At 67.1% G+C, this 21,086-nt stretch carries 26 protein-coding genes and 1 pseudogene; 10 read left to right on the forward strand and 17 right to left on the reverse strand.

Features of this window, described 5'->3' with window-relative positions; all coding sequences use genetic code 11:
• Nucleotides 1-46: 46 nt before the first annotated feature.
• The 3 genes from KK483_RS17075 to KK483_RS17085 all read right to left on the reverse strand — a co-directional run bounded on the left by KK483_RS17075 (nt 47) and on the right by KK483_RS17085 (nt 2,303).
• On the reverse strand, nt 47-1,012 hold the full coding sequence (locus tag KK483_RS17075; RefSeq protein ID WP_262006082.1) for an amidohydrolase family protein: 966 nt from the start codon (nt 1,010-1,012) through the stop codon (nt 47-49).
• On the reverse strand, nt 921-1,256 hold the full coding sequence (locus tag KK483_RS17080; RefSeq protein WP_262006083.1) for an antibiotic biosynthesis monooxygenase: 336 nt from the start codon (nt 1,254-1,256) through the stop codon (nt 921-923). Before KK483_RS17080 ends, KK483_RS17075 begins: the two co-directional genes overlap by 92 nt.
• A 171-nt stretch (nt 1,257-1,427) precedes the next feature.
• On the reverse strand, nt 1,428-2,303 hold the full coding sequence (locus KK483_RS17085; protein WP_262006084.1) for a DUF2797 domain-containing protein: 876 nt from the start codon (nt 2,301-2,303) through the stop codon (nt 1,428-1,430).
• A 97-nt stretch (nt 2,304-2,400) separates the two neighbouring features.
• Here KK483_RS17085 and KK483_RS17090 point away from each other — a divergent pair, with 97 nt between their 5' ends.
• Nucleotides 2,401-2,835 (forward strand): VOC family protein, encoded by a 435-nt coding sequence (locus tag KK483_RS17090; protein ID WP_262006085.1) that lies wholly within the window; start codon nt 2,401-2,403, stop codon nt 2,833-2,835.
• 22 nt (nt 2,836-2,857) lie between these two features.
• Here KK483_RS17090 and KK483_RS17095 read toward each other — a convergent pair whose 3' ends face one another.
• Genes KK483_RS17095 through KK483_RS17105 form a run of 3 tightly spaced genes read right to left on the reverse strand, consistent with a single transcriptional unit; the run spans nt 2,858 to nt 4,411 of the window.
• Complete coding sequence (locus KK483_RS17095) at nt 2,858-3,079, reverse strand: hypothetical protein (protein WP_262006086.1); 222 nt, start codon at nt 3,077-3,079, stop codon at nt 2,858-2,860.
• A 58-nt stretch (nt 3,080-3,137) separates the two neighbouring features.
• Nucleotides 3,138-3,575 carry a carboxymuconolactone decarboxylase family protein gene (locus KK483_RS17100; RefSeq protein ID WP_262006087.1) on the reverse strand — a complete coding sequence of 146 codons (438 nt, stop codon included), beginning with the start codon at nt 3,573-3,575 and terminating at the stop codon, nt 3,138-3,140.
• A 5-nt stretch (nt 3,576-3,580) separates the two neighbouring features.
• Nucleotides 3,581-4,411, reverse strand: coding sequence for an AraC family transcriptional regulator (locus KK483_RS17105; RefSeq protein WP_262006088.1), 831 nt, complete (start codon nt 4,409-4,411; stop codon nt 3,581-3,583).
• 49 nt (nt 4,412-4,460) lie between these two features.
• Between KK483_RS17105 and KK483_RS17110 the strand changes: the two genes are divergently transcribed.
• Both KK483_RS17110 and KK483_RS17115 read left to right on the forward strand, forming a co-directional pair.
• Nucleotides 4,461-4,892 carry a DUF2000 domain-containing protein gene (locus KK483_RS17110; protein WP_262006089.1) on the forward strand — a complete coding sequence of 144 codons (432 nt, stop codon included), beginning with the start codon at nt 4,461-4,463 and terminating at the stop codon, nt 4,890-4,892.
• Between the two features lie 364 nt (nt 4,893-5,256).
• Nucleotides 5,257-5,658, forward strand: coding sequence for a hypothetical protein (locus tag KK483_RS17115; RefSeq protein ID WP_262006090.1), 402 nt, complete (start codon nt 5,257-5,259; stop codon nt 5,656-5,658).
• Between the two features lie 11 nt (nt 5,659-5,669).
• Here KK483_RS17115 and KK483_RS17120 read toward each other — a convergent pair whose 3' ends face one another.
• From KK483_RS17120 to KK483_RS17130, 3 genes are all read right to left on the reverse strand, one after another.
• Nucleotides 5,670-7,586 carry a multicopper oxidase family protein gene (locus tag KK483_RS17120; RefSeq protein ID WP_262006091.1) on the reverse strand — a complete coding sequence of 639 codons (1,917 nt, stop codon included), beginning with the start codon at nt 7,584-7,586 and terminating at the stop codon, nt 5,670-5,672.
• Between the two features lie 316 nt (nt 7,587-7,902).
• Nucleotides 7,903-9,282 carry an SMI1/KNR4 family protein gene (locus KK483_RS17125; RefSeq protein ID WP_262006092.1) on the reverse strand — a complete coding sequence of 460 codons (1,380 nt, stop codon included), beginning with the start codon at nt 9,280-9,282 and terminating at the stop codon, nt 7,903-7,905.
• 627 nt (nt 9,283-9,909) lie between these two features.
• Nucleotides 9,910-10,665: a GntR family transcriptional regulator gene (locus KK483_RS17130; RefSeq protein ID WP_262006093.1), complete on the reverse strand. Its 756-nt coding sequence runs from the start codon at nt 10,663-10,665 to the stop codon at nt 9,910-9,912.
• A gap of 78 nt (nt 10,666-10,743) precedes the next feature.
• Between KK483_RS17130 and KK483_RS17135 the strand changes: the two are divergent.
• The 4 genes and pseudogenes from KK483_RS17135 to KK483_RS17150 all read left to right on the forward strand — a co-directional run bounded on the left by KK483_RS17135 (nt 10,744) and on the right by KK483_RS17150 (nt 12,724).
• Nucleotides 10,744-11,021 (forward strand): annotated as a pseudogene (locus KK483_RS17135) (hypothetical protein).
• A gap of 376 nt (nt 11,022-11,397) precedes the next feature.
• Nucleotides 11,398-11,679, forward strand: a complete 282-nt coding sequence (locus KK483_RS17140) for a hypothetical protein (RefSeq protein ID WP_313879265.1) — start codon at nt 11,398-11,400, stop codon at nt 11,677-11,679.
• Between the two features lie 8 nt (nt 11,680-11,687).
• Nucleotides 11,688-12,383: a GntR family transcriptional regulator gene (locus tag KK483_RS17145; RefSeq protein ID WP_262006094.1), complete on the forward strand. Its 696-nt coding sequence runs from the start codon at nt 11,688-11,690 to the stop codon at nt 12,381-12,383.
• Nucleotides 12,380-12,724, forward strand: a complete 345-nt coding sequence (locus tag KK483_RS17150) for a hypothetical protein (protein WP_262006095.1) — start codon at nt 12,380-12,382, stop codon at nt 12,722-12,724. Before KK483_RS17145 ends, KK483_RS17150 begins: the two co-directional genes overlap by 4 nt.
• A 218-nt stretch (nt 12,725-12,942) precedes the next feature.
• On the opposite strand, the gene KK483_RS17155 is transcribed toward KK483_RS17150, so the two are convergent.
• The 8 genes from KK483_RS17155 to KK483_RS17190 all read right to left on the reverse strand — a co-directional run bounded on the left by KK483_RS17155 (nt 12,943) and on the right by KK483_RS17190 (nt 18,410).
• The gene (locus KK483_RS17155; RefSeq protein ID WP_262006096.1) at nt 12,943-13,437 is read right to left on the reverse strand and encodes a hypothetical protein; all 495 of its coding nucleotides are present in this window, start codon (nt 13,435-13,437) and stop codon (nt 12,943-12,945) included.
• The gene (locus KK483_RS17160) at nt 13,434-14,684 is read right to left on the reverse strand and encodes a DUF3696 domain-containing protein (RefSeq protein WP_262006097.1); all 1,251 of its coding nucleotides are present in this window, start codon (nt 14,682-14,684) and stop codon (nt 13,434-13,436) included. Before KK483_RS17160 ends, KK483_RS17155 begins: the two co-directional genes overlap by 4 nt.
• A gap of 392 nt (nt 14,685-15,076) precedes the next feature.
• A complete protein-coding gene (locus tag KK483_RS17165; RefSeq protein ID WP_399016088.1) occupies nt 15,077-15,490 on the reverse strand; it encodes an IS3 family transposase in 414 nt (137 codons plus the stop codon).
• Nucleotides 15,373-15,948, reverse strand: a complete 576-nt coding sequence (locus tag KK483_RS17170) for an IS3 family transposase (protein WP_262006099.1) — start codon at nt 15,946-15,948, stop codon at nt 15,373-15,375. Before KK483_RS17170 ends, KK483_RS17165 begins: the two co-directional genes overlap by 118 nt.
• Nucleotides 15,945-16,253 (reverse strand): transposase, encoded by a 309-nt coding sequence (locus KK483_RS17175; protein WP_399014231.1) that lies wholly within the window; start codon nt 16,251-16,253, stop codon nt 15,945-15,947. The genes KK483_RS17170 and KK483_RS17175 overlap by 4 nt, the downstream gene beginning before the upstream one ends.
• Before the next feature lie 223 nt (nt 16,254-16,476).
• Nucleotides 16,477-17,172 (reverse strand): DUF4145 domain-containing protein, encoded by a 696-nt coding sequence (locus KK483_RS17180; protein WP_262006100.1) that lies wholly within the window; start codon nt 17,170-17,172, stop codon nt 16,477-16,479.
• Between the two features lie 294 nt (nt 17,173-17,466).
• Nucleotides 17,467-17,943 (reverse strand): hypothetical protein, encoded by a 477-nt coding sequence (locus KK483_RS17185; protein WP_262006101.1) that lies wholly within the window; start codon nt 17,941-17,943, stop codon nt 17,467-17,469.
• Nucleotides 17,940-18,410, reverse strand: a complete 471-nt coding sequence (locus KK483_RS17190; protein WP_262006102.1) for an NUDIX hydrolase — start codon at nt 18,408-18,410, stop codon at nt 17,940-17,942. The genes KK483_RS17185 and KK483_RS17190 overlap by 4 nt, the downstream gene beginning before the upstream one ends.
• Nucleotides 18,411-18,428: 18 nt before the next feature.
• Between KK483_RS17190 and KK483_RS17195 the strand changes: the two genes are divergently transcribed.
• From KK483_RS17195 to KK483_RS17205, 3 genes are all read left to right on the forward strand, one after another.
• A complete protein-coding gene (locus KK483_RS17195; protein WP_262006103.1) occupies nt 18,429-19,208 on the forward strand; it encodes a GntR family transcriptional regulator in 780 nt (259 codons plus the stop codon).
• A 138-nt stretch (nt 19,209-19,346) separates the two neighbouring features.
• Nucleotides 19,347-19,703, forward strand: coding sequence for a hypothetical protein (locus tag KK483_RS17200; protein WP_262006104.1), 357 nt, complete (start codon nt 19,347-19,349; stop codon nt 19,701-19,703).
• Nucleotides 19,704-19,705: 2 nt separating this feature from the next.
• Entirely contained in the window at nt 19,706-21,064 is a 1,359-nt protein-coding gene (locus KK483_RS17205; protein WP_262006105.1) for an FtsK/SpoIIIE domain-containing protein, read from the forward strand.
• The last annotated feature ends 22 nt before the right edge of the window (nt 21,065-21,086 follow it).

Genomic DNA, 21,086 nt, shown 5'->3' on the forward strand with positions numbered 1-21,086 from the left:
GACCTTTGCCCTGTCTGTGAATTCCCTGAGAACCGCCCCAGGGGGCTCAGGGCGCTGTGAGCGAGAACAGCCGGGCGGCGTTGCGGTAGCAGACCGCTCGCAGCCAATCGTCCCCGAGCTCCAGCCGCTCCAGCGCCTCCAGTTGGTGCAGATACGGGTACGGCATGTTCGGGAAGTCCGTCCCGAGGAGCACCCGCTCCCCGAGGTCGGCCAGCCGCCCCCGCTCACCCGCCGGGAACGGTGTGAAGCGCTCGCTGAAATCCGTGAACGCCATCGTGGTGTCCAGCCGCACCTCCCCGTACCGCTCGGCGAGCTCCAGGAACTCCCCGTACTCGGGCATCCCCATGTGCGCCACGACCAGCGGCAGCCGCGGATGGCGCGCGAGCAGCCGGGCGACCGGGCCCGGCCCGGTGAACGCACCCGGCGCCGGGCCCGAGCCGCAGTGCATGACCACCGGGACGCCGGCCTCGGCGAGCAGCCCCCACGCCGGTTCGAGCAGCGGGTCGCTGGGGTCGTACGCGCCTACCTGGATGTGCGACTTGAAGACCTGCGCGCCGCGCTCGACGGCCCGGCGGACGTAGCGCTCGACGCCCTCCTCGGGGAAGAGCGTCGCCGTGTGCAGACACTCGGGCGTCCGGGCGGCGAAGCCGGCGGACCAGTCGTTGAGCCACTCGGCCATACCCGCCTTGTGCGGGTACAGCATCGAGGTGAAGTGCCCGACCCCGAACTCCCGCAGCAGACCGACCCGCCGGTCCTCCTCCTCGCGGTACGTGATGGGCCACTCCATGCCGGTCAGCGGCCCGACGGCGTCGAAGTACGCCCACACCTTGTCGAGGACGCGCTCGGGCATGAAGTGCGTGTGCACGTCGACGAGCCCGGGCAGCCCCAGCCGCTCCCAGAAGGCCCGCACGGCCCGTGCCTCACTCCCGTACAAAGCTGTAGCTCCGCTCGACCCTGCCGACACGGACGCTGTACTCCTCGTACCACTCGGCGCGACCGCGCCGCTGGGCATCCTGGTGCTCCAGGTTCCGCCGCCAGGCCGCGACGGCCTCCTCGTCCCTGAAGTAGCCGACGGTGATGCCGAGTCCGCCGGGGGTACGGGCCGACTCGTACCCGAGGAACCCGGGCACCTGCCGGACCAGCTCCTCCATGCGGGCGGCGGTCTCGGCATAGCCGCCCGGCTCCCCCCGCAGCCGGGACGTGAACACGACGGTGCAATAGGGCGGTTCGATCCCCGCCACGAGGTGATCGCTCATGCCGAACACCCTCCGACGTGCACGGATGCGGTGTCCAGGGCTCCGGCCCAAAGGGATCCAAGCCTTTACCCCGGCCCGGTGGCCCGACCGCCCGACCGCCCGACGGCCCGGGCGGCCGACGGCCCGGCAGCCCAACGCCCGACGGTCCGGGCGGTCCGGGCGGCCCGACGCTCAGAAGAGCCCGTCCTGCACACCGTGCGGCAACTCGTCCACGGGCACGGTCACGGGACTCCGCGGCTCGGCGCCGACGAGCCCCCAGCCGGACATGAGCCGCGTGTCGACGACGACCACCCGCCCGTCGTGGGCGCGCAGATGCAGATCGGGCCCGGCCGCCGCGATCAGCCGCCCCGCGACGGTCCCGCCGTCGACGAGCTCACGCACCACGCCCCAGGCCGCCGGGAGCCCCCCGAGCCCGAACGCCCCCATATGGTCGACCGCCTCGAACCCGAGCCGCTCCAGCGCCTCCGGCCACCCGGCGAGGCCCGTGGCCTGCGCGTACAGCGCGGTGATCTCCGCGGCCCGCTCGCCCTCGGCGGCCGGCAGCTCCGCGCGGACCGCCCGCTTCCGCGCGTACGGAATCCGGTCCGGCACGCCGAGCGCCGCGCGCAGCAGCTCCTCGGTACGCCGCGCCGCCATCAGCGGCCCGCGCCCCAGCCAGCTGAACACCACCGCACCCTGCTCCAGGAGCCGCGCCGCCCCTCGCTCCTCGGCGGTGATCCCCACCTTCACCATGCCCGGCCCGAACCAGGCCAGATACACCCGGTAGGGGCGGGGGTCATCGGCAACGGTGTCGGCAGCGACCGAATGCGCCCGGTCCAGCCGCGCGCACTCCGGACAGCGCCCTCCGGTGCTCCGCCCCGCCACGACGGCCCCGACGGCGCACACGTTCCCGCGCGCACCGGTGCAGCTCCGCTGCCCGACGGCCCGGAACGCGATCTCCTGCCCGTACGCGACAGGACTGTCCCGCCTGACCCGCCCCGACACCCACCGCAGCACAGGCGGCGTACGGGTCCAGCCCAGTCCTGCGCACTGCCATGCCAGGCCCATGCGGTGGAGGATAGACGCGTTCCTCGGTATCCGGTGCCCGGGTCTTCGATCACTCGCCCGCGGCTCGGCTGTCAGAGGTTCGCAGTACGGTCCTGCCATGGCAGCCACCATCACCCTGACCCTCGACTGCGCGGACGCGCAGCTCCTCGCCGCGTTCTGGAAGACAGCCCTCGGCTATATCGACGAGCCACCGCCGGCACCGTTCACGACCCGTGAGGAATGGCTCGCTCAGTTCGACCTGCCGGAGGACGACTCCGAGGACGACGGTGCCTGGCTCTGCGACCCGGACGGCGTCGGCCCCCGCCTCTCCATCCTCAAGGTCCCCGAGCCCAAGACGGCGAAGAACCGCCTCCACATGGACGTCCGCGTGCCGGGCCACGGTGGCCCCGAGGAGCGGTGGGCTCGGATCAAGGCGGAATCCGAGCGCCTGGTGAAGGCGGGCGGGATCGTGCTGGAGGCGTTCGACGGCCACCACGTGGTGATGGCCGACCCGGAGGGCAACGAGTTCTGCGTCGCGGCGACCTCCGCGTGACATCCCGGCCGGCGGGCCGGTCCTACGCCTGAGGGGCGGCGGGCCTCCTGTACCAGCGGACGATGCGCCGACCGACCGTCCAGAGCCCGCCGAGGACCCCGAGCCCTCCCATGATGGGCCAGGCCAGCGGCCCTCCGTCGCGGTAACTGCCGATACCCACCACCAGGAGGTAGATGCAGAACGCGAGCCCCCACCAGTCCATGGCCGCGTCCAGCCGTCCCCACACCTTCGAACGCTCGATCACGGCCCGAATCCTGGCAGGCGCCGCCGCCCACCACCAGAGGCGATCGACAGGGCGCGCCCTACGTCTTCCTCGCCTTGTCCGCCTCTTCGAAGACCTGCAAGGCGACCTGGTAGCCGTCGAAGGCGCGGGCGGCGCCGGCATAAGCCTCGATGTGGATGAACGTCTCGACGATCTCTTCCGGGGTGACACCGTTGTTGAGCGCGATGCGGAGCTGCCCGCGCAGCGGTTCGAGGGTGCCCAGGGTCGCGGCGATCGTCACGGACACGAGGGCACGGGTGCGTGTGTCGAGGACGTCGGTCCGCGGCCATGCGTCACCGAAGGTGTGCACCGTGGCGAGGCGCTTGAAGTCCGCCCCGTTGGCGGGCTCGCCCCTGCCGGGCTCGAGGAACCGCTCCAGCCGCATGCCGAGCAACCGCGCTGCCGTGTCGAGTGCGGCGACATAGCTCCGCTCTTCTTCTTCGTCGTTGCCGTTGTCGCTGTCGTTGTCGTTGGCCATCCCGCTCACTCCCCATCGAGCCGGTGCTCGTGGGACCTTGCCTTTCCGGCGCGCGCGTACTGCCCGGGGGCGCTGCCCACGAGCCGTTTGAAGTGCCGGGTGAAGTGCGACTGGTCGTAGAAGCCGGCCGCGGCCGCCACCTCGGAGGCCGGCTGCCCGTCGAGCAGCAGTCTCCGGGCGCGGTCGACCCGGCGGGCCATGAGGTACTGGTGAGGGGCGATGCCGAAGGCCGCGCTGAACGCCCGTACCAGGTGCGTGGGATGGGCGTGCACCAGCCTCGCCGCCTCGTCCAGAGTCAGCCCTTGCACGAGCCGTTCGTCGAGGAGCTCCCGCAGGCTGTGGGCGACGCCGCCGTCGGCCCTCGGCGGACGGGCCACGAGCCGGGGTCGCAGATGGCCCCGGAGCCGCTCGCGGATCAGGGCGAGACGGCTCTCCGCCTCCAGCTCGTCACCCCGGTGCGTCAGGGACGTGTGCAGCTGTCCGACACGGCGCCGCAGGCCGGGGTCGACCAGGTCGGGTCCGTCCACGGCCGGCCCGATGAAGGTCTCGTCCAGCTGGGTCAGGTCCAGGTAGAGCACGCGCTTGCGGAAGCCCTGCGCTGTGGCGGGTGAACCGTTGTGCGGCACCTGCGGCGGGAGCAGGGAAACCGTGTCGTGCGGGGTGCCGCGCTCATGACGGTTCAGGTCGTAGCGGACGGCGCCGTCGTCGACGACCAGCAGGGTCCATGAGTCATGGACATGCATCGGGTACGCATGCTCGGTGAAGCGGGCGTGGAAGACCTCCACGACACCCGGGACCTTCGGGCGCCACGCGGAAACCTGCTGCCCGGCCACCATGCCAAGAACGTACAAGACGGTCCGGCAGAGCGCGCGGCAGTCTCGAACCATGACATCCGAGAACACACCCGTACGCTTCGACACCAAGATCGCCGTCCTGCTGCGCCAGGACCTGGAGTCCTGGCAGCGGCTGAACGTGACGGCCTTCCTCGTCAGCGGCCTCGGATCGGAGCTCCCCGAGGTCATCGGCGAGCCGTACGCCGACGCCGACGGCACCCCCTATCTGCCGATGTTCCGCCAGCCCGTCCTGGTGTTCGAGGGAACGAAGGAAACGCTGACCGCCGCGCACGAGCGGGCGCTCTCCCGCTCGCTTCCCCTGTCGGTCTTCACATCCGACCTCTTCGCCACGGGCAACGACCGGGACAACCGCGCGGCCGTGCGCGCCGTGCCGAAGGACCAGCTGGATCTGGTGGGCCTCGCCGTGTACGGGCCGCGCAACGCGGTCGACAAGGTCCTCAAGGGCGCCCGAATGCACCCCTAGGCCGTGTCTGACAAATCCCGCCTGGCGCGCGACGCCCGGCACGCTCCCCCAGAGCTCGCGCCTGGGAGGTGCCCCCACCCCCGTAGCCCTTCGGGCACGGGAGGTGCCCCCACGCTGCGTTGTCGGAGTCATCCAAGTACGTCCAGTACGAGGATGATCCTCCGCCTTGCGATTGCACGCACCGGACGCCGCGCACCCCGCCCTGCGGGCGGACGGCGCCATTTGTCAGACACGACCTAGCCCCGCCACCAGCTCTGCAGCTCCCCGCACACGTCCGATCACGAGGGCCCGTGGCTGATGTACTCGGGTCGAGCTGAGTACGTGAGCCCTGGCCGGCCACGGGGTGAGCCGGAACGCTCGGGTCATGCGCCAAGAACTGCTGAAAATCGTTCGCCCGCTGTTGCCGGACCTCGTGCCGGCGCTGGTGGCACCCGCTCTGTGGGCTGTCTGGCTGGGCTGGGACCAGCATCGTGACGTGCACCCCGACGGTTCGACGACCGGCCCGTACGAGGCGTGGCAGGTGATCGGGCTGCTGCTGACCCTGCTGGCACCGGTGTACTGGGCGGCGTCCCGCAACCACATCCCAGGCGCTGTGTTCGGCACCACGGCCGGCCTCACCGTTGCCGCCTACGACTGGTCGGACGACGGCAGTGGCCTCTACATGATCGGCGTGGGGACAGTCATGGTGGGAAGCCTCGTCGCGACCGCCGCCGTGTCCACCGTGATCGCCCATGTGAGACGAGGCGGACGACGGAACGGAGCCTGACGGTCGATCCGTCAGTGGCCGTGGTCATCGCGGTCGCCACGGTCGCCGCGACCGTGGTCGCCGTCGTCGCGGTCGCGATCGTCGCCGCGGCCGACGATCGTCCACGGCCGCATCAGATCGTCGTCCTCGTGTTCGAGAATGTGGCAGTGGTGGACGTACGTCGCCGGGAGTTCGGCGCCGCTGCCAGGAATCGACGCGATCCTGTCCATGGGCGGGGTGAATTCCTGGATGATGATTCTGGTCACCGTCTCCGGATAGGACCTGACCGTGTCCTTGTAGGACCGTTCTTCGTCCGGGTCCGGAGGAATCGGCGGGCCGGTGAGATAGTTCGCCAACACCGGCCGGTCCTCCGGTTTACGGCCACCGTAGATCCACTTTTCGTAGTCCTCCTGGTAGCCGGCTGCGTCGATCGGCTGCCTGTTCAACACCTGGAAGTTGACGAGGTGGACATGCATCGGATGGGCGTCGTGGTTGGGATTGATGTACTCCCAGATCTCGGTCGAGCCCACCTTGATGAAGTCCTGGGACGGCTCCATGAATGGCACCGCGTTGATCGTCATGGTGCCGAAGAGCTTCTGCTGGTAGATGACCCACTCCCGTCGACGGGTGTGCGACTTCACCTCGATGGGCGCGACCTTCGGCAGCTTCAGCTTGCTGGTCGGTGTCGTCCTGTCCCGCCCGGACAAAGACTTCGTGACCTGGAATTCCATGATGTCCGAGATTTCCGGTCCGTCGCCTCCGGGATAGTGGACCGGTGCGTTGTAGTTCGTCAATGCGACGATCGTACCCAGGGGCACCTGACTGAAGTCGACGATCAGGTCGTACCGTTCGGCTGGCGAGATCAGGAAGTTCAGCATGCGCAACGGTTCACGGAAACCGCCGTCGGTGCCGATCAGCCAGAACGGCAGTGTGGGCTGGGACAGTACGTCCCTGGGAACGTTGAACGTCAGCCGCCAGAAACGCTCGTTCGAACCGTTGAGAATACGCAGCCGGTACCGTCGCGGCTCGACGGCCAGGAACGGATACGCCTTCCCGTTGACGACCGGGGTGTCCTCGCCCTGTCTCTCGGTCATGGTGTAGGCGAGCGATCCGTCCGGATGGAAGGTCCGGTCCTGCAGGATGAGGGGGACCTCGAATTCGCCCTCCGGCAGCCCGAGCCGCTCGTCGGCGGGGTCACGAACGAGGTAGAGACCGGCAAGCCCCGCATAGACGTTGACGCTGGTCATACCCATGCCGTGATCGTGATACCAGAGCATCGACGAGTTCTCGTGGTTGGTGTAGCCGTAGATCGCTTCGTTGGGTTTGACCCGGCTCGGGTCCAGGGTGGTGTAGGACTCCGCGTGGAATCCCTCCGGGCTGAACGACTGCAGCGGCTCGCCGTCGGACTGCGGTGCCGTGAAACCGCCGTGCTGGTGCACGACGTTCCACACGTTGATGTGCGCGGGAAAAGGCTGCTTGCTCTTGTAGGGAGGCGGAGCGGTCGGGGTGAGCTCGGGGTCCCCATTGCGGATTTTGTCGATCACGAACTGGAACATGTGGGTGGTCGGCAGTTCGTTGCGGTATTTGACGACCGTCGGATGGTCCTTGATGACGCTGATGGTCGGCCCCAGATACCCCATGCCGAGCGCCTCGTGGGGATTGTGCGGGTCCGCGGCCCAATAGCCCCACACGGTCGCCGGCTCAAGATCCCGGTGGAAGCGCCACGAGCCCTGCCGCATCGTGATGTCGTAGTAGTCGGCGCCCGGATAGACGGAAGGATCCGGAACGGCAGTCACCGGCGTCGGCAGCGGGTCGACGAACCTCGCCAGCTTGGGGGTATGCGGCACCGCGGTGTTCCCGGCCCCTGTCCCGTGAGCCGGCGCCGCGTACGCCCGCGCTCCCAGAGCCCCCTGGGGAAGCACGGCCGCACTCCCCACGGCACCTGCCATGAGGAATTTCCTTCGCCCGAACATCGTGCCCAGCCTTCCCTCGCCTCACGCGCCTCACGTAGCGCCCAAGGGATACAGGGCTGGTTCGGAACATTGCCGCAGCACGCCGGTCCGGTCCGCGAAAGACACTCATTGGGCCGACCTCAGCAGCGATTCGGAAGACAACCTGACGCATGAGCCCGGCAGTTGACGTGGAACCGTCTCCGCCAGAAGCATCGTGTGCTTACTCACCCATCCGGTTCGTCGACGTGCTCAGCCGTGCTCTCCGCCTCCGCACCGGGCCGTCCGCGAGAGCGCCGCCATGCTCGCGGCACGCCTACGCCACGGGGCCGAGGTGGCCTTCGAGGAAGGTCCGGCTGATCGGCGGGCGGTCCCGGAGAGCGAGGAGTTCGTTGGCGAGGGCCACGACCGGGAGCGGGTGGCGATTGCCGCGCACACCGATGGCGGCGGCCGACAAGGTGCGCGGGACGGCACTGGCGTCGAGGAGGAGACGCCACTCCTCCGGCCCGAGCTCCAGGAACTCCAGCCCGGTCAGCCTGGCGATCTCCAGTGGGTCGGCGAGCGTACCGGGATAGGCGGTGAGGGTCCGCAGGCGGGGCAGCCCAGTGACGGGGGCGAGGCTGAGCGGCTCCCCTTCCCACACGCCGATGGACAGGACCTCCAACCCGGGGTGGACGGCGGCCTCGACACTGCTCAGGCTTCGGATGTTGACCCGGGCCACGGCCGGCGGCTGATCTTCGCGACGGCTGCTGCGCCTTTTGCTGCGCCGCTTCATCACCAGGTCGGTGAGGGAATCGGCGACCAGGTGAGCGCCGATGATCTCCTCGTGGCTGAGCATGATGATCTGCCCCGCGTGTCCGCGCGGGCCCGGTGTCAGGTCGACCGCGATCCGGTCGCCGCCGCCGTTGTCGCCGAAGGTGATCCAGCCGGGCGAGCCGACCAGGCCCTGCACTGCGGCGTCGGGCGGGGTGACGACCGCTTCCATCGCCGCGGACTCCCACCGGGACGGGCGGGACGCCGCGTCGGCGATGTACAGCCTGTCCAGTGGGAAGAGCTCGCAGCCCACGGCCTTGAAGACGCGTTCGGCGGTCTCGTGGCCGTCGCCCCAGTCCTGCCACCGCGCCCGCGTCACCCGGTAGAGCACCTTGAGCTCGTCGGGCAACGCGACGCCGAGACGCGCTTCCGCGGCGGCGATCTCCGCCTCGGTGGCGCCGATGGCATCGGGGATCCGCTTGCGGAGCTTCCGCTCCAGCAGCGCCGGATCCGCCGACGGGGCCGGCCCCGCCCCGGACACCGGTTCGGGCAGCCGACGCCGGGGCTCCGGGACGGCATCCTCGACCAGGAGAAGCGCGCCCGGATACGGACCGATGCCGGGCTGCACGGCGGGGCTGGAACCGAGCAGGCAGAGCGTGGTCTGCCCGCTCGGCGAGAACTCCGCGACGAACGAGATGCCGTCGGCGCCGGCATCCGCGAGCGAGCTCCGCACCCGCTCGACCGCGTCGAACTCCTCCTGCGCGTCCTCGACCTGGGCACCTCGCCCGGGCGGCAGGTGCCGACGCGGCATGGGAAGGCTGTAACCGTGCCGGTCGATCCGTCCTGCTACATGGCAGCCCGGGGCGGCAAGGCTCTCCGGGTCGCCGGCCCGCAGGAGTCGCAGCACGGGCTCCCAGGTCGCGAAGTCATGTATCGAGGGCAACGATGAGCTCCGGTCGTTCCGGTGGTCATTGGGAGCGGCAAGGACTGGCGCGTCGTGAGGCTGATTATCACGGAAGGCCACCACCCGGCCGTATCCCACCGTCGTCGGCCCCATCCCTCCGGGGAACCCGACAGGCTCTCACGGGACCCGCACAAGCCCGGAGTTGCGATCATGGAAGCCCTCGGCCACCGCCCGATCCGCGTGGCCGTGGCCATCGCGCCGGTGTTCTCGTAGCCGTCAAGGAAAAAGCCAGAGGCCCTGTGGATCACTCCACAGGGCCTCTGGTCTGCTGTGCACTCGGCAGGATTCGAACCTGCAACCTTCTGATCCGTAGCTCTAGCGGGATCGGTCAGCGACGGCCATATAGGTCGTCGTTGAGCTCCTGAGAGAGTCTGGCGATCAGGGTTGGTTGCTGTGGTTGCTGTACTTCGCTGCTGTACCGCTGACCGCGAGCAACACTGCGAGGAAGGCAGCAGCATCCGGGTACACATCCACGATCCTTGCCCAGGCCGGCGACGCGAGCACGATTACGACTACGACCGTGACGCCCCACATTCGCCATCGTGGGTTTGACACGCACAGCCCGGCTACAGGGACGGTTGGCCGCACCTGCAAGGCCGAGGCTAGCTATCGCTTGATGGGGATCTCGTAGACGATCTCGCACAGGGCGGCGGGTACGACGATGTCCGCCGTCTCTACGGGGCGCCCCTCGTCGCTGTAGTACGTCCGCCGGATGTGCGTGACGAGCGCGCCTTTCTGGATCCCGAGGAGTGACGCCTCCTCGGTGGTCGCCTGCCGCGGCTCCGGCTGCTCGACGGCATGGCTCACCGTGACGCCGATCTCTGCCATCCGGTTCACGACGCCGGCCCCGGCGTGAGGCCCGCCCTCAGGAAGTACGACGAGGGTCCCGCCAGTGAGGTCGTACGGCTCCCAGCTCGTCGACAGCTGCACGGGCCGGCCGTCGGCGAGGAACTCATACACGGTACGGACGCACAACTCGCCCTCGCCGATCCCGAGCCGCGCAGTGATCTCAGCTGGTGCGGGCATCTTCGCGTCGGTCCGGCTCTCCCAGCCGCCATTCCGCCCCACGGCCTTCATGTCCGCGCGGAACGGCGAACCATCTGGCTGCTCGCGCGCGGCGGACCGGACCATCCGCACCCGTTGCCGGGGTTCTGCCACGTACGTCCCTGACCCGGCTCGTCCCTCCAACACGCCCTGGGAGATCAGGAGCTCCTGAGCCCGCCGGACGACGTTCTCGCCCACGCCGCACTCCTGGCCGATCTGGGCACGCGAGGGCAGCCGGTCTCCGGGCGTCCACTCGTGCTCCGCGATCCGCCGCCGGAGTTCGTCGGCGATGCGGAGGTAGGGAGGCTGCTCAGGCATATGGAAAATCTAGTCCACTAGGTCTAATCTAGTTAACTAGCTTCACTCAAAGTGATCGCCGGTGACGGAGGCTGCCCTGTGCCTGCTTCGGAAGTAAGCGCGGAGGCAATCGCCGCCCGGCTATCAGCTGTCGGGCTCACCACGCGCGTGGAAGAACACGCCCGGCACACGTCGATCGAAGCGGAGTTACCGGAATCCCTCCCTGCCGAGACATGGCGGGAAGTCCTGCAAGCCGTGGTGAAGGCAGACCGGTTCGGGCTCCTCGCCACCAGCCTGGGCGGCCGCACCTTGTGGGCCGTCGTACGCAAGCGGTCCCCGCGACGGGCGATGTCCGGGGACCTGGCCATCAGCGATAGGAGCTGATCAGCGTGTTCAACCGTATCCGCCGCGCCATCGCGCGCACCAGGGAGCGGTACTCCCCAACGCCCCGCCACCGCACCCCATTAGTACCCGCCTGCCCTACCTACCCCGACGGGCCGACGTTGCCCCGGAGACAGTTTCGAGACCGCACGGACTTCCTGACGGGAGAGGAGACGGTCCTCGTCCGCCCCTATGTCCCGGCCGTCGAGGAACTCCTGTCCTGCACCTGCCTCACTCCGGCGGAGGCCCACTGATGCCGCCGACGCAGGCCGCCCCCTACCGATCGACCTCGTGCCGGATCGGTACGCACCACGAGTGCGCGCATTCATCCCCGGTGACGGCGCCGGTCGGCGTTCCCGTGGTCTACGAGACGTGCGCCTGCCCCTGCCACGCGCCGGCCGCCTCGACCACACCGACGGGGGCGACCTCATGAAGACCTGGACTCCCAGCGGTGCCATGGCCTTCACCGTCGAAATCACCTCGACCAACGTGCGGCGCGGCGACGTCATCCAGATCGGCGGCCAGCCCTGCCGAGTAGCCGACCTCTTCCAACTGCCCTACGGAGCCAAGCGCCTCCTCTTCGAGTCGGGCGAACTCCTGACCATGCACCCCCGAACCCGACTCGTTGCCCTACGGGTCCTCAGAAGGTGGTGATCCAACCCGTGCTCTCCCTACGCCAGACCATCGCCGACGACCTCCGGACCCAGATCTCCACCGGCCGCCTCAAGCCAGGCGAACGCCTCCCCTCGGAGGTACAACTCGCCGCGCGCTACACGGTCAGCACGCCGACCTTGCGGAACGCTCTCGCAGTGCTCCAGGCCGAGGGATTGATCGAGAAAATCCATGGCAAGGGCAACTTCGTCCGCCGCCGCCTTCGCCGGCTCATGTACACCGGAGGCGCTCTCACATTCCTCGACCCGGCCGTGCACGAAACGGTGCGCACCTCTCAGCTTCAGGCCCAAGGAGCGTTGAGCGCCTTGCTGAAGGTGCCCCAGCGCACGCCGCTGACGGAGTTCCTCTGGATCAGCCACGAGGGAGAGTCGCCCCACAGCCTGGCCCGCATCTACATCCCTCGCGACCTGGCGCCGGCCGAACCGCCTTGGTGCCGACACGGGAAGGCGGAACTCCGTACCCCACTAGCAGAGATCCAAGAGAAGGTCAGCGCCCGCCTCCCGACCTCAGAGGAAGCCTCGACTCTCCGCATCAGCACGGCCCTCGCCGTCCTGGCAATCACCCGCGTCTCGACAGACGCCACCGGCCGCGTGGTCGAGGCAGCCCTCCTGGTCCTCCCAGGTGACCGCGCCGACGCAATCTTCACCTTCCAACACGCCACTAACGAAGAGAGAACAGAGGTATGAGGCCCCTCAACGAGCTGCGCCTGCTCCCGTGGACGGGCCCCGACGGCAAGCCGTGCTACCTGAGCACTGACGACGACGGCAGCCACCTGTCCCGCCTGGCCGACAACACCGAAGCGATCCAACTGGGCCTAGCGGCCGACCTAGTGACGCACGCGCTGGATGCCCTCGGGGACGGCGAGATCGAGCCGGAGGAACTTCGACGCCTGTCGGCGGACCTGGCCGAAGCCCTCCAAGACGTACTCCGCGTTGCGACAAGCCGCGGCCACCGGCTGAGGGCACAGAACCTCTCCGACTGCGGAGGCGGCAACACCCTCCAACTGCCGGCAGCCGCCTTCGGCTAGCCGCAAGGAATATCCACGCAGAAGGGCCTCAGAGATCGAATCCGGGGCCCTTCTGCGTTTTGGAACTTCGCCGCACACATCTCCGGAGGGCCCGTGGTTCTGAGGCGTCTACGCAGGTCAGACGCCTAAAGTTGCCGGCCAAGCCTGGCTGGTCCATAAATAGGTCACATCCAGTGAGGGCGCCGTAGGGCCTCATCAGGCGGCTTCTTTCCGCCGTCCTAGATGTCCACCTCATCAGATGAAAGGATGGTGACCTGGAGGTTGGTGGCTGCACGTTCTCTTACGTGTGGTGGGAAGTCGTCTTCATCATTACTGAGGAGGACTTTGCCTTCCGACCCCGCAGCTGCACCCAAAACAACCTGATCCTTCTTGTTTCTGGGTATAAGGTTTCGAATCTTTTCGCGTAGCTGTTGATCTGGGCGTGCAGCGAACCCGACCATCCCGAATCGCATATAGCGAGCTAGGAGCATCAATGGAAAGCTTTGCGGAGGGAGGGTTGCATGGTATTCGGCATAGAGCGTGCTGGTCTCCACCGCAGGGGCCTTTTTGCCGTTGTCGTCCAGTATCCAATTTGCCGACTTCTGTTGGGCTATCCACTCGAGAAGAGAGAAGGCTGAAGCGTACAAGGCGTGATCGTCGCGACAGGAGTGCGCCAGCACACAAGTATCTATGACGAAGTCTTTAGCGCAAACCTCTTGGATGTTCGCAGTCACGCGCGCTTCCTTCTTGACTGGGCAACAGCAAGTGCAAAAGAGTCCTCAAGCTGCTCTTCGAAGAATCCCGCTGGCCAGGCGGAGGGGTCGACCTCCGCGTTTTCGCCGACTTGAATGCGCTCGATAACCGTCCGATCGTTCTCCTTGTCGAGGAAGTAGATGGCGACATCGTTGCTATCGATCTGACCTTCTGCGATACGTCGCCGGATCCTCAGCAGGACGTGTTCGCTATGGGTTTCGACGATCACACGCTTCCCCTGCATGGCGGTTTCGAGCAAGAAGTCGGCGACTTTGCATTGCTGGGCTGGGTTCAGGTGAATTTCTGGTTGTTGAGAGATCAGAGTTCCACCTGCGGGCGTGATCGCGCCTTGCACTAGCATGGGCAAGAGCTGAGAAAGCCCTACCCCACAATGGGCCAAGTTGACATCTAGGCCTGATTTGCCTTCCTGCCGAAGATGCACTTGAAAGAAGTCGTCGGCGGGAGCCGTGAAGCGCAATTCACCGTACCCCAGCGTCCTCAACCATTTATTGACTGCACTATGAACTTGGTCATTGCCACGCCGGAATAGGAGTTCGGGAGCGAACTCGCCATCACGGCCAACGTCCGTAGGAATCTCTGCCGAGATTCGATATGTGCGCTTAGGTAGCGATCTCAGAGGCCCAAGGTACGAGATCGACTTGAGACGTTGCTCGACTTGATGATTTACCTCCATATGGAGATCGACGAGTTCGTTGGCTGCAATGTACCAGCGCCTGGCCTTTCTCCAGCGTTCTTCATTTTCACGCCAAGCGTGTGGCATCCCGAGTGCACCGTATCCGCTGAAAAGAAATCCCTGCGGCCGCTCTTCTCGCAATGCCTTCCGAAGCTCTGACACCTCACGCAACGGGCGTCCGATGGACTCAGAATTGGGAAGTATTGGCGACGAGATCTTATATGAGCCCTTATCTGAAATGGTGCGAGTGACCAGCGGCGTTCCATTGGCGTCAAGTACGCGATGTTTAACCAGGGAAATATCCCCTCCGCTTTCCTCGGCGAAAGAGACCTCAAGCCTTCCTGGAGATTCCACCACCTTTCTGCTTCTTCGTGCCGTCAGCCAATGACTCTTTGCCAAGCCTAGCGACAGGGTTAGACGCTTTTCTGGCACATGGTCCGTGATTAGGTCACGAAAGGTGCCAGCGTCGAAGATTTCACCGCGTGTCAGTAGTGCGGTTCGGGGGTTTCTTGCTTCGAGGGTCTGGCGCAGCAAGAGGAGTGGAGCGTACGCTGATGTCTTCCCGACGTTATTCCTGCCAATGAGAAGCGTCAAGCGTGGAAAAGTTAGCGGTGTCGGCTTAGAGAACCCTCGAAAGTTCTCCCATTGCAAGAACCAAGAGTCCATTACTTCCCTTCCTGGCAAATTCCGACCCGCATGGGTAGTCGCCGTAGGCTACCGTGCTGGTGCTCTCAGTGGTGGGCGAACGGACCCAAACCGCCTGTGTGTGGCCTGCTGTTGCAGCGCGAGGTGGATGGGAAGTGCAACCAAACGGCTCCACATAGGTCGGTGGAGTCTCAATGGCCGAGGCAAGCCAGAGGCCCTCTTCGGTCAGGCTGAGGCCCTATGAGCTTGTTCCGCTTTGACGGACACCGTTGGTGTGGTGGTCAGGCTGCGAGTGCGGTCTCGTATTCGGCGGGACTGCGGTAGCCGAGGCTGCTGTGCAGTCGGTGCAAGTTGTACCAGCCCTCGATGAAGTCGAAGATCGCGGTGCGGGCGGCGGCCCGGCTGGGCCAGGAGCTCGTGCCGAGCAACTCTCGTTTGATCGTGGCAAAGAACGACTCGGCGAGCGCGTTGTCCCAGCACTGCCCGGTGCGGCCGACGGACAGGCGAACGCCGAACTCCGTTGCCAGAGCTGCGAATTGCTGGCTGGTGTACTGACAGCCACGATCCGAGTGAAAGATCACCGGTCGGGTGGGACGACGCCGGCGGCAGGCGGAGGTGAGAGCGTCCGCGACCAGGTCGGTCCGCAGGTGGTCGGCGGTGGACCAGCCGACCACGCGGCGGGAGGCGATGTCGATGACAGTGGCCAGAAGAGCCAGCCCTCTTCGGTGGGGACGTACGTGATGTCGCCGCACCAGCGCGTGTCGAGGCCGTCCGGGTCGGGAGCAAAGTTGCGGACGACGAGGTCGGGTCGGGAGGTGGCCAGCGGGTCGGGGATGGTCGTCAGCTGCCGTCGCCTGCGGTGCCGGCCCTGCAGTCCGGCGTTGCGCATCAGCCTGGCGATGCGGCGCCGTCCGCAGTCCTCGCCCTGTCGTTGCAGTACGGCGTGGATGCGCGGGGCACCGTAGGTTCCTCGGGAGGTCTCGTGTACTTCGGCGATCTTCTTGGTCAGCTCGGCATTGCGGACCGCCCGCGGACCGGACCTGCCACTGCGGCGGGCATAGAAGGCGGCTCGGGAGACCTGCAGCAGTTCACACGCCCGCTTGACGTTGTGACCGTCTCGCTTCTCCGCCTCGATGAACGGGTGCACCGTCACCGGGTCTCCTTCGCGAAGAAAGCCGTGGCCCGCTTGAGGACCTCCACGTCCTCCCGCAGCCGGCGGTTCTCCCGCCGCAGCGCGGCCAGTTCCTCACGTTCGCTACTGGTCAGCCCGTCGCGCTCGCCCGCGTCGACCTCGGCCTGGCTGACCCACAGCCGCACCGCCGTCTCGGTCAGGTCGAAGTCCTTGGCGACCTGACCGACCGAGCGGTCACCGCGCCGGCACAGCTCGACGATCTCGGCCTTGAACTCCGGACTGAACGAACGGCGCGGCCGAGGCTTCTTCTTCCCCATGCTCTCCATGATGGACATCCTTCTGGGGCAGAACCCCTGATCTCAGATGTCCGTCAAAGCGGATCAAGCCCACTAGCCGGCCGCGCAGGATTTGAACCTGTGACCTCATCCCTCTCAGGTCGGTCACTGGGGGCCGCTACCGGAGGTCACACCCAAGTCACGTCGAGCTGTGCGGTCCACTTGTCCGGGCGAGATCGCCAACGTTCGCAACCGTTGGTGTCAGCCGCTGATGTCAGCTGCCGTTCGCTTCAGCGGCCAGCTCTCGTAGCTCGCCGGGAACCTCAAAGAGGTTGCGAAGGAGCTGAGTGGTGAATCGTAGCGCCCGCTCAGCCATGGCTTGGTCTACACGCTCATCGCTGGCATGTGCTCCCACATTGCCGACTACTCGGATGTGGTGCAGGAGGGGAGCGAAGGACTGCGTCACGTGCCCATCGTTGATCAGTTTCTCGATGCTCTTCATGAGCACCTTCTCTTTGATGTCGTAGTGCGCGGCTGCCGCTTCCAGCGTGCGCCGCAGCTGCACCGCTGCAGCATCCGGAACTCCCACACGCAGCACACGCAAGGCATCCGAGTAGTAGCGCTCGACATCTTCTGGCAGATGCTTGATGTCTGGCTCGCCCAGCTTGCTAGTAGGCACGATCAAGGACACGCCCCGAGCTGAACTCTGGGGGCCTTCATGCTTCATCAGAACGGCGTTGCCACAGGCTGGGCAGGCCAGCATCGCCCAGAACCGTGGGGTGCCGAACTTATCCTTTGCCTCTTGATTGATCACAAGAGTGACTAGGCGCGTGTTGGTCAGCCCGCACCACGGGCAGTCCCGGAAGGCATTCTTGTCGTCCCAAGGCATGCACAGAAGGTAGTGGCCTTCTCCTGCCTCGTCAGGCGAACGGTCAAGGTCGGTGAAGCGGCTTTGGGCGGGAGCTGCCATGGGGCGAGAGATCGGGGGCCCGTAAGCTTCCCGCGACTCGGGCAGTCTCTGGACCTGCCCGCAATAGCCCGATGTGGGCCCCCGATCTTCGAGGCTCGCCCCATGGTGGCTGCCTAAAGCCGCGGAGCCGACCGCCCCAGCCCCGTGCCGGCCGTTCTCTCTGTGTTGGCTCGCGCCGCGCGCGTCCGGCGGCCGGGCGGAGCGGGGCGGAGACAGGAGCGTCGCCCGGCACCAAGCCGGGCGCGCGGCGAGCGGAGCGAGCCGCCTTGATGAAGTAGAGAAACTCTTACCGCGCTACTGCCTGGAGGCCGTGAAGGTCTCGGCGTTCCTGGCGATGCATTGGGACAGGTCGTCCAATGCGCACTCGATCTGGGCGTTCGCCTCGGGTTCAAAGTCCGTGATCTCAGGAGCTGTCGCGAGGTAGTCGGAAGGCGCGAAGGACCAGCCGTTCACCGGGCTCCATCCCGCCTGCACTGCGGCGTTGCGTCCGTCTGCGGACGATACGCGGAGCCAGCCCGTGCACTCGTCGGAGAATTCGTAGGGCAGGTAGGCAGTGCCTCCTGCCCCCCACAGCCCATCGACCTGGTTCCTCCACTGCTCCAGGAGGCGTGCGAGGTTCCCCCTGAGATCCGATGATGCTGTCGTTGTGTCGTCGACGTCCAAGTAGAACGAATCGCAGGTGTGGCGGTATGAACCGAGACGCAGGCGGAGGTTGTCGTGGGACTTGTTCTCCGCCAGTACCTCGAAGTTGAGGGCTACGGAGGCCGTCATGCCGACCTGCCCAGGAGGTGCCGGCCGTCGTGGCTGCGGACGTGAGGGCCTGCACCGTCCAAGGCGTCGAGGAGACGGATCGCGTAGACCTCCGTCATGCGCTCGGTGATCTCCTCCGGGGTGAGCCACGAGACCGCGGTCGACTCTGCGGAGGTTCGCTCCGTACCCCCGGAGGGCTTGCAGCGGAAGACCAGGGCGACGATACCTCGGGTCGTGTTCTTGTAGACCCCGGTCAGCTCGTCGACCTCGACATGGATGCCCGTCTCTTCCCAGACCTCGCGGGCTACGCCTTCCTCCGGGGCCTCGGCGAGTTCGAGGACTCCACCCGGCAGCTCCCAAGTTCCGTTGTCGGCTCGGCGGATCGCGAGGAGTCGGCCGTCCTCGCGCACGACCGCTCCTGCCACGGACACGGAGTGGAGAGGCGTTGACTTGTGCTGCGGGGAACCCGTACTCATGTACAGGAGCATAGGAGGAAGAGAAGGACTATGGGAACCGCAGTTGGAGGTGACAGGGCCGTACCTCGGTACGTTCAGATCGCCGACGAGATCGTTCAGCAGATCCGGGCTGGTGTCCTGAAGCCCGGCGACATGGTGCCGAGTGAGTCCGAGCTGGTCGAGCGCTACGGCGTCGCCAGCGGAACGATTCGCAAGGCGATGGTGGAGGTCCGGGCCAGTGGCCTGGTGGAGACCCGCCACGGTAAGGGCTCGATCGTGAAGGACAGGCCGCCCGTGCGGCTGCGATCGTCGGACCGCTTCCGGGCGTCCCACCGTCGGGGCGGCAAGGCGGCCTATCTGGCCGAGTCCGAGCAGTCCGGCGCTACGGCCAAGGTGAGCGTCCTCTACATCGGCCCGATGGAGGCGCCCAAGGAGATCGCTGAACGGCTCGGCGTGGAAGCCGGCGCCCAGGTGCTCGCGCGGCGGCGGCTCTACTTCCGCAACGGGACGCCCGTGGAGACGGCCAGCTCGTATCTGCCGTGGGACGTGGTGAAGGACATCCCCGAGTTGTTCGGCGAGAACCCGGGCCCCGGTGGCATCTACGCCCGCCTTGAGGATGACGGTCATGTCTTCGCCGAGTTCGTCGAGACCCTCACGGCCCGGCCGGCCTCCAAGGCCGAGGCATCCGAGTTGGCGCTGAGCCCCGGCGCTCCCGTGGTTCACCTCATCCGGAACGCGGTGACCGAAGCGGGCCGCGTCGTCGAGGTCTGCGACACCCTCATGGCCGCTGACCAGTTCGTTTTCCAGTACCGGATCCCTGCCAGCGACTGACGCTCGCTCAACTCTCCTCAGCCCGCCCGGACTTCTTCGTCCAGGCGGGTTGACTCATGTACAGGAGTCAGGCACTCTTCTTCATGTCACTCATGTACATGAGTGGCGGAGTCCAGCACTTCTAGAGGAGTGATCTCTGTGCGTCAGATCCCCGTCGACACCTCCGCCGCCTCCGTGATGGTGGCCCAGCCCCCGCAGCCCAAGGTGAAGGACCGCCGTACCGGCGAGCGAGCGATGGACGCCGAGACCGGCGCCGCGCTGTCGACCGTGGACGTGATGTTCGCGGCCAACGGCGAGGTGGAGATCCTTTCGGTGACCGTGCCCGAGACCGGCATCTCCGGTGATCTGGCCATGGGCACCCCGGTCGCCCTCACGGGACTGATCGCCCGGCCGTGGGAGAACGAGTTCAACGGCCAGCGCCGTCACGGCATCGCGTTCCGTGCGGTCGCCGTCACGTCGCTCGCGGCCGGTGCCACCAAGCCCAAGGCGGCCTGATCATGTCCTGGCTGACCGCCCTCCTGACGCTGGTCGTCGTCATCGCGGGTCTCCTGCGGTGGCGGCGCCCCGCCTGGTACTGGCTGACCTTCGGGGTCGTCCTGGCCACGCTGCGGGTCCTGGTCCACTACAGCTCGGTCATGGAAGCCTGCGGGCTGACCGTCCCTCCGCCGCGCTGGCGGCTCGCCATCGCCCGGATGGCCAACCGTCCCGCTCCCGAATCGCGTCCGCCGCGCATCCTGCGGCTTCGCCCGACCCGTACCGGTCTCGTCTTACGGCTGGGGCTCCGGCCCGGTCAGGACGCCTTCGACGTGGCGGCGGCGTGTGACCGGCTGCGGCATTCGTTCGCGATGCACGGCGTCACGTCCCGCGAACTCCGCTCGGGAGTCGTCGAGTTGCGGATGACCGGCTACGACGTACTCGCCCGGGTGCAGATGCCCGCCAAGGTCGACACCGCCCCGATGCGCGTCCCCGTCGCCCTGCGCGAGGACGGTGCCGTCCATTACCGCGACTACCGCAGCACCCCGCACGCCCTGACCCTCGGCGCCACGAAGTCCGGCAAGTCTGTCTACCAGCGCAACCTGGTCGCCGAACTCGCCGCACAGGATGTTGCCTTGGTCGGCATCGACTGCAAGCAAGGTGTGGAGCTGTTCCCGCTGGCCCGCCGTTTCTCCGCGCTCGCCGACAACCCCGACAGCGCCGCCGATCTCCTCGACGCACTCGTCTCCCACATGGAGGGCGTCTACCACCTGATCCGGGCCGAACAGCGCATCACCGCCGACGTCCCGGACGCGGAGATCGCCGCCGACATCTGGGACCTGCCCGACCACCTGCGTCCGACCCCGATCGTCCTCCTGGTCGATGAGGTGGCCGAACTGGCCCTGTTCGCCACCAAGGAGGAGGAGAAGCGCCGGGACCGGATCATCACCGCTCTCGCCCGGCTCGCCCAGCTCGGCCGCGCCGCCGGAATCTATCTGGAGATCTGCGGACAGCGCTTCGGCTCCGAACTCGGCAAGGGCATCACGATGCTCCGCGCCCAGCTCACCGGCCGCACAGCGCACCGCGTCAACGACGAATCCTCCGCCAACATGGCCTTCGGCGACATCGCCCCCGACGCCGTCCTGGCCGCCATCTCCATCCCGACCGAGACCCCCGGCCTCGCCGTCACCAGCGACTCGACCGGCGGCTGGGCCCGCATCCGCACCCCGCACACCTCGATGCGACAGGCCGTGAACGCCTGCAACCGGCACGCCCACCGCACCCCCGAGCTGCCCGGCCTCGCCGCCTTCCGGCCCGAACTGCCGCCCCCGGTCTCCCTCGTCAAGATCCCCGCCCCGACCGAGGCAACCGCCTCCGTCTGACCCACCCGCACCCCGGTCGGCG

Source organism: Streptomyces sp. FIT100, assembly GCF_024584805.1.
Taxonomy (GTDB): Bacteria; Actinomycetota; Actinomycetes; order Streptomycetales; family Streptomycetaceae; genus Streptomyces.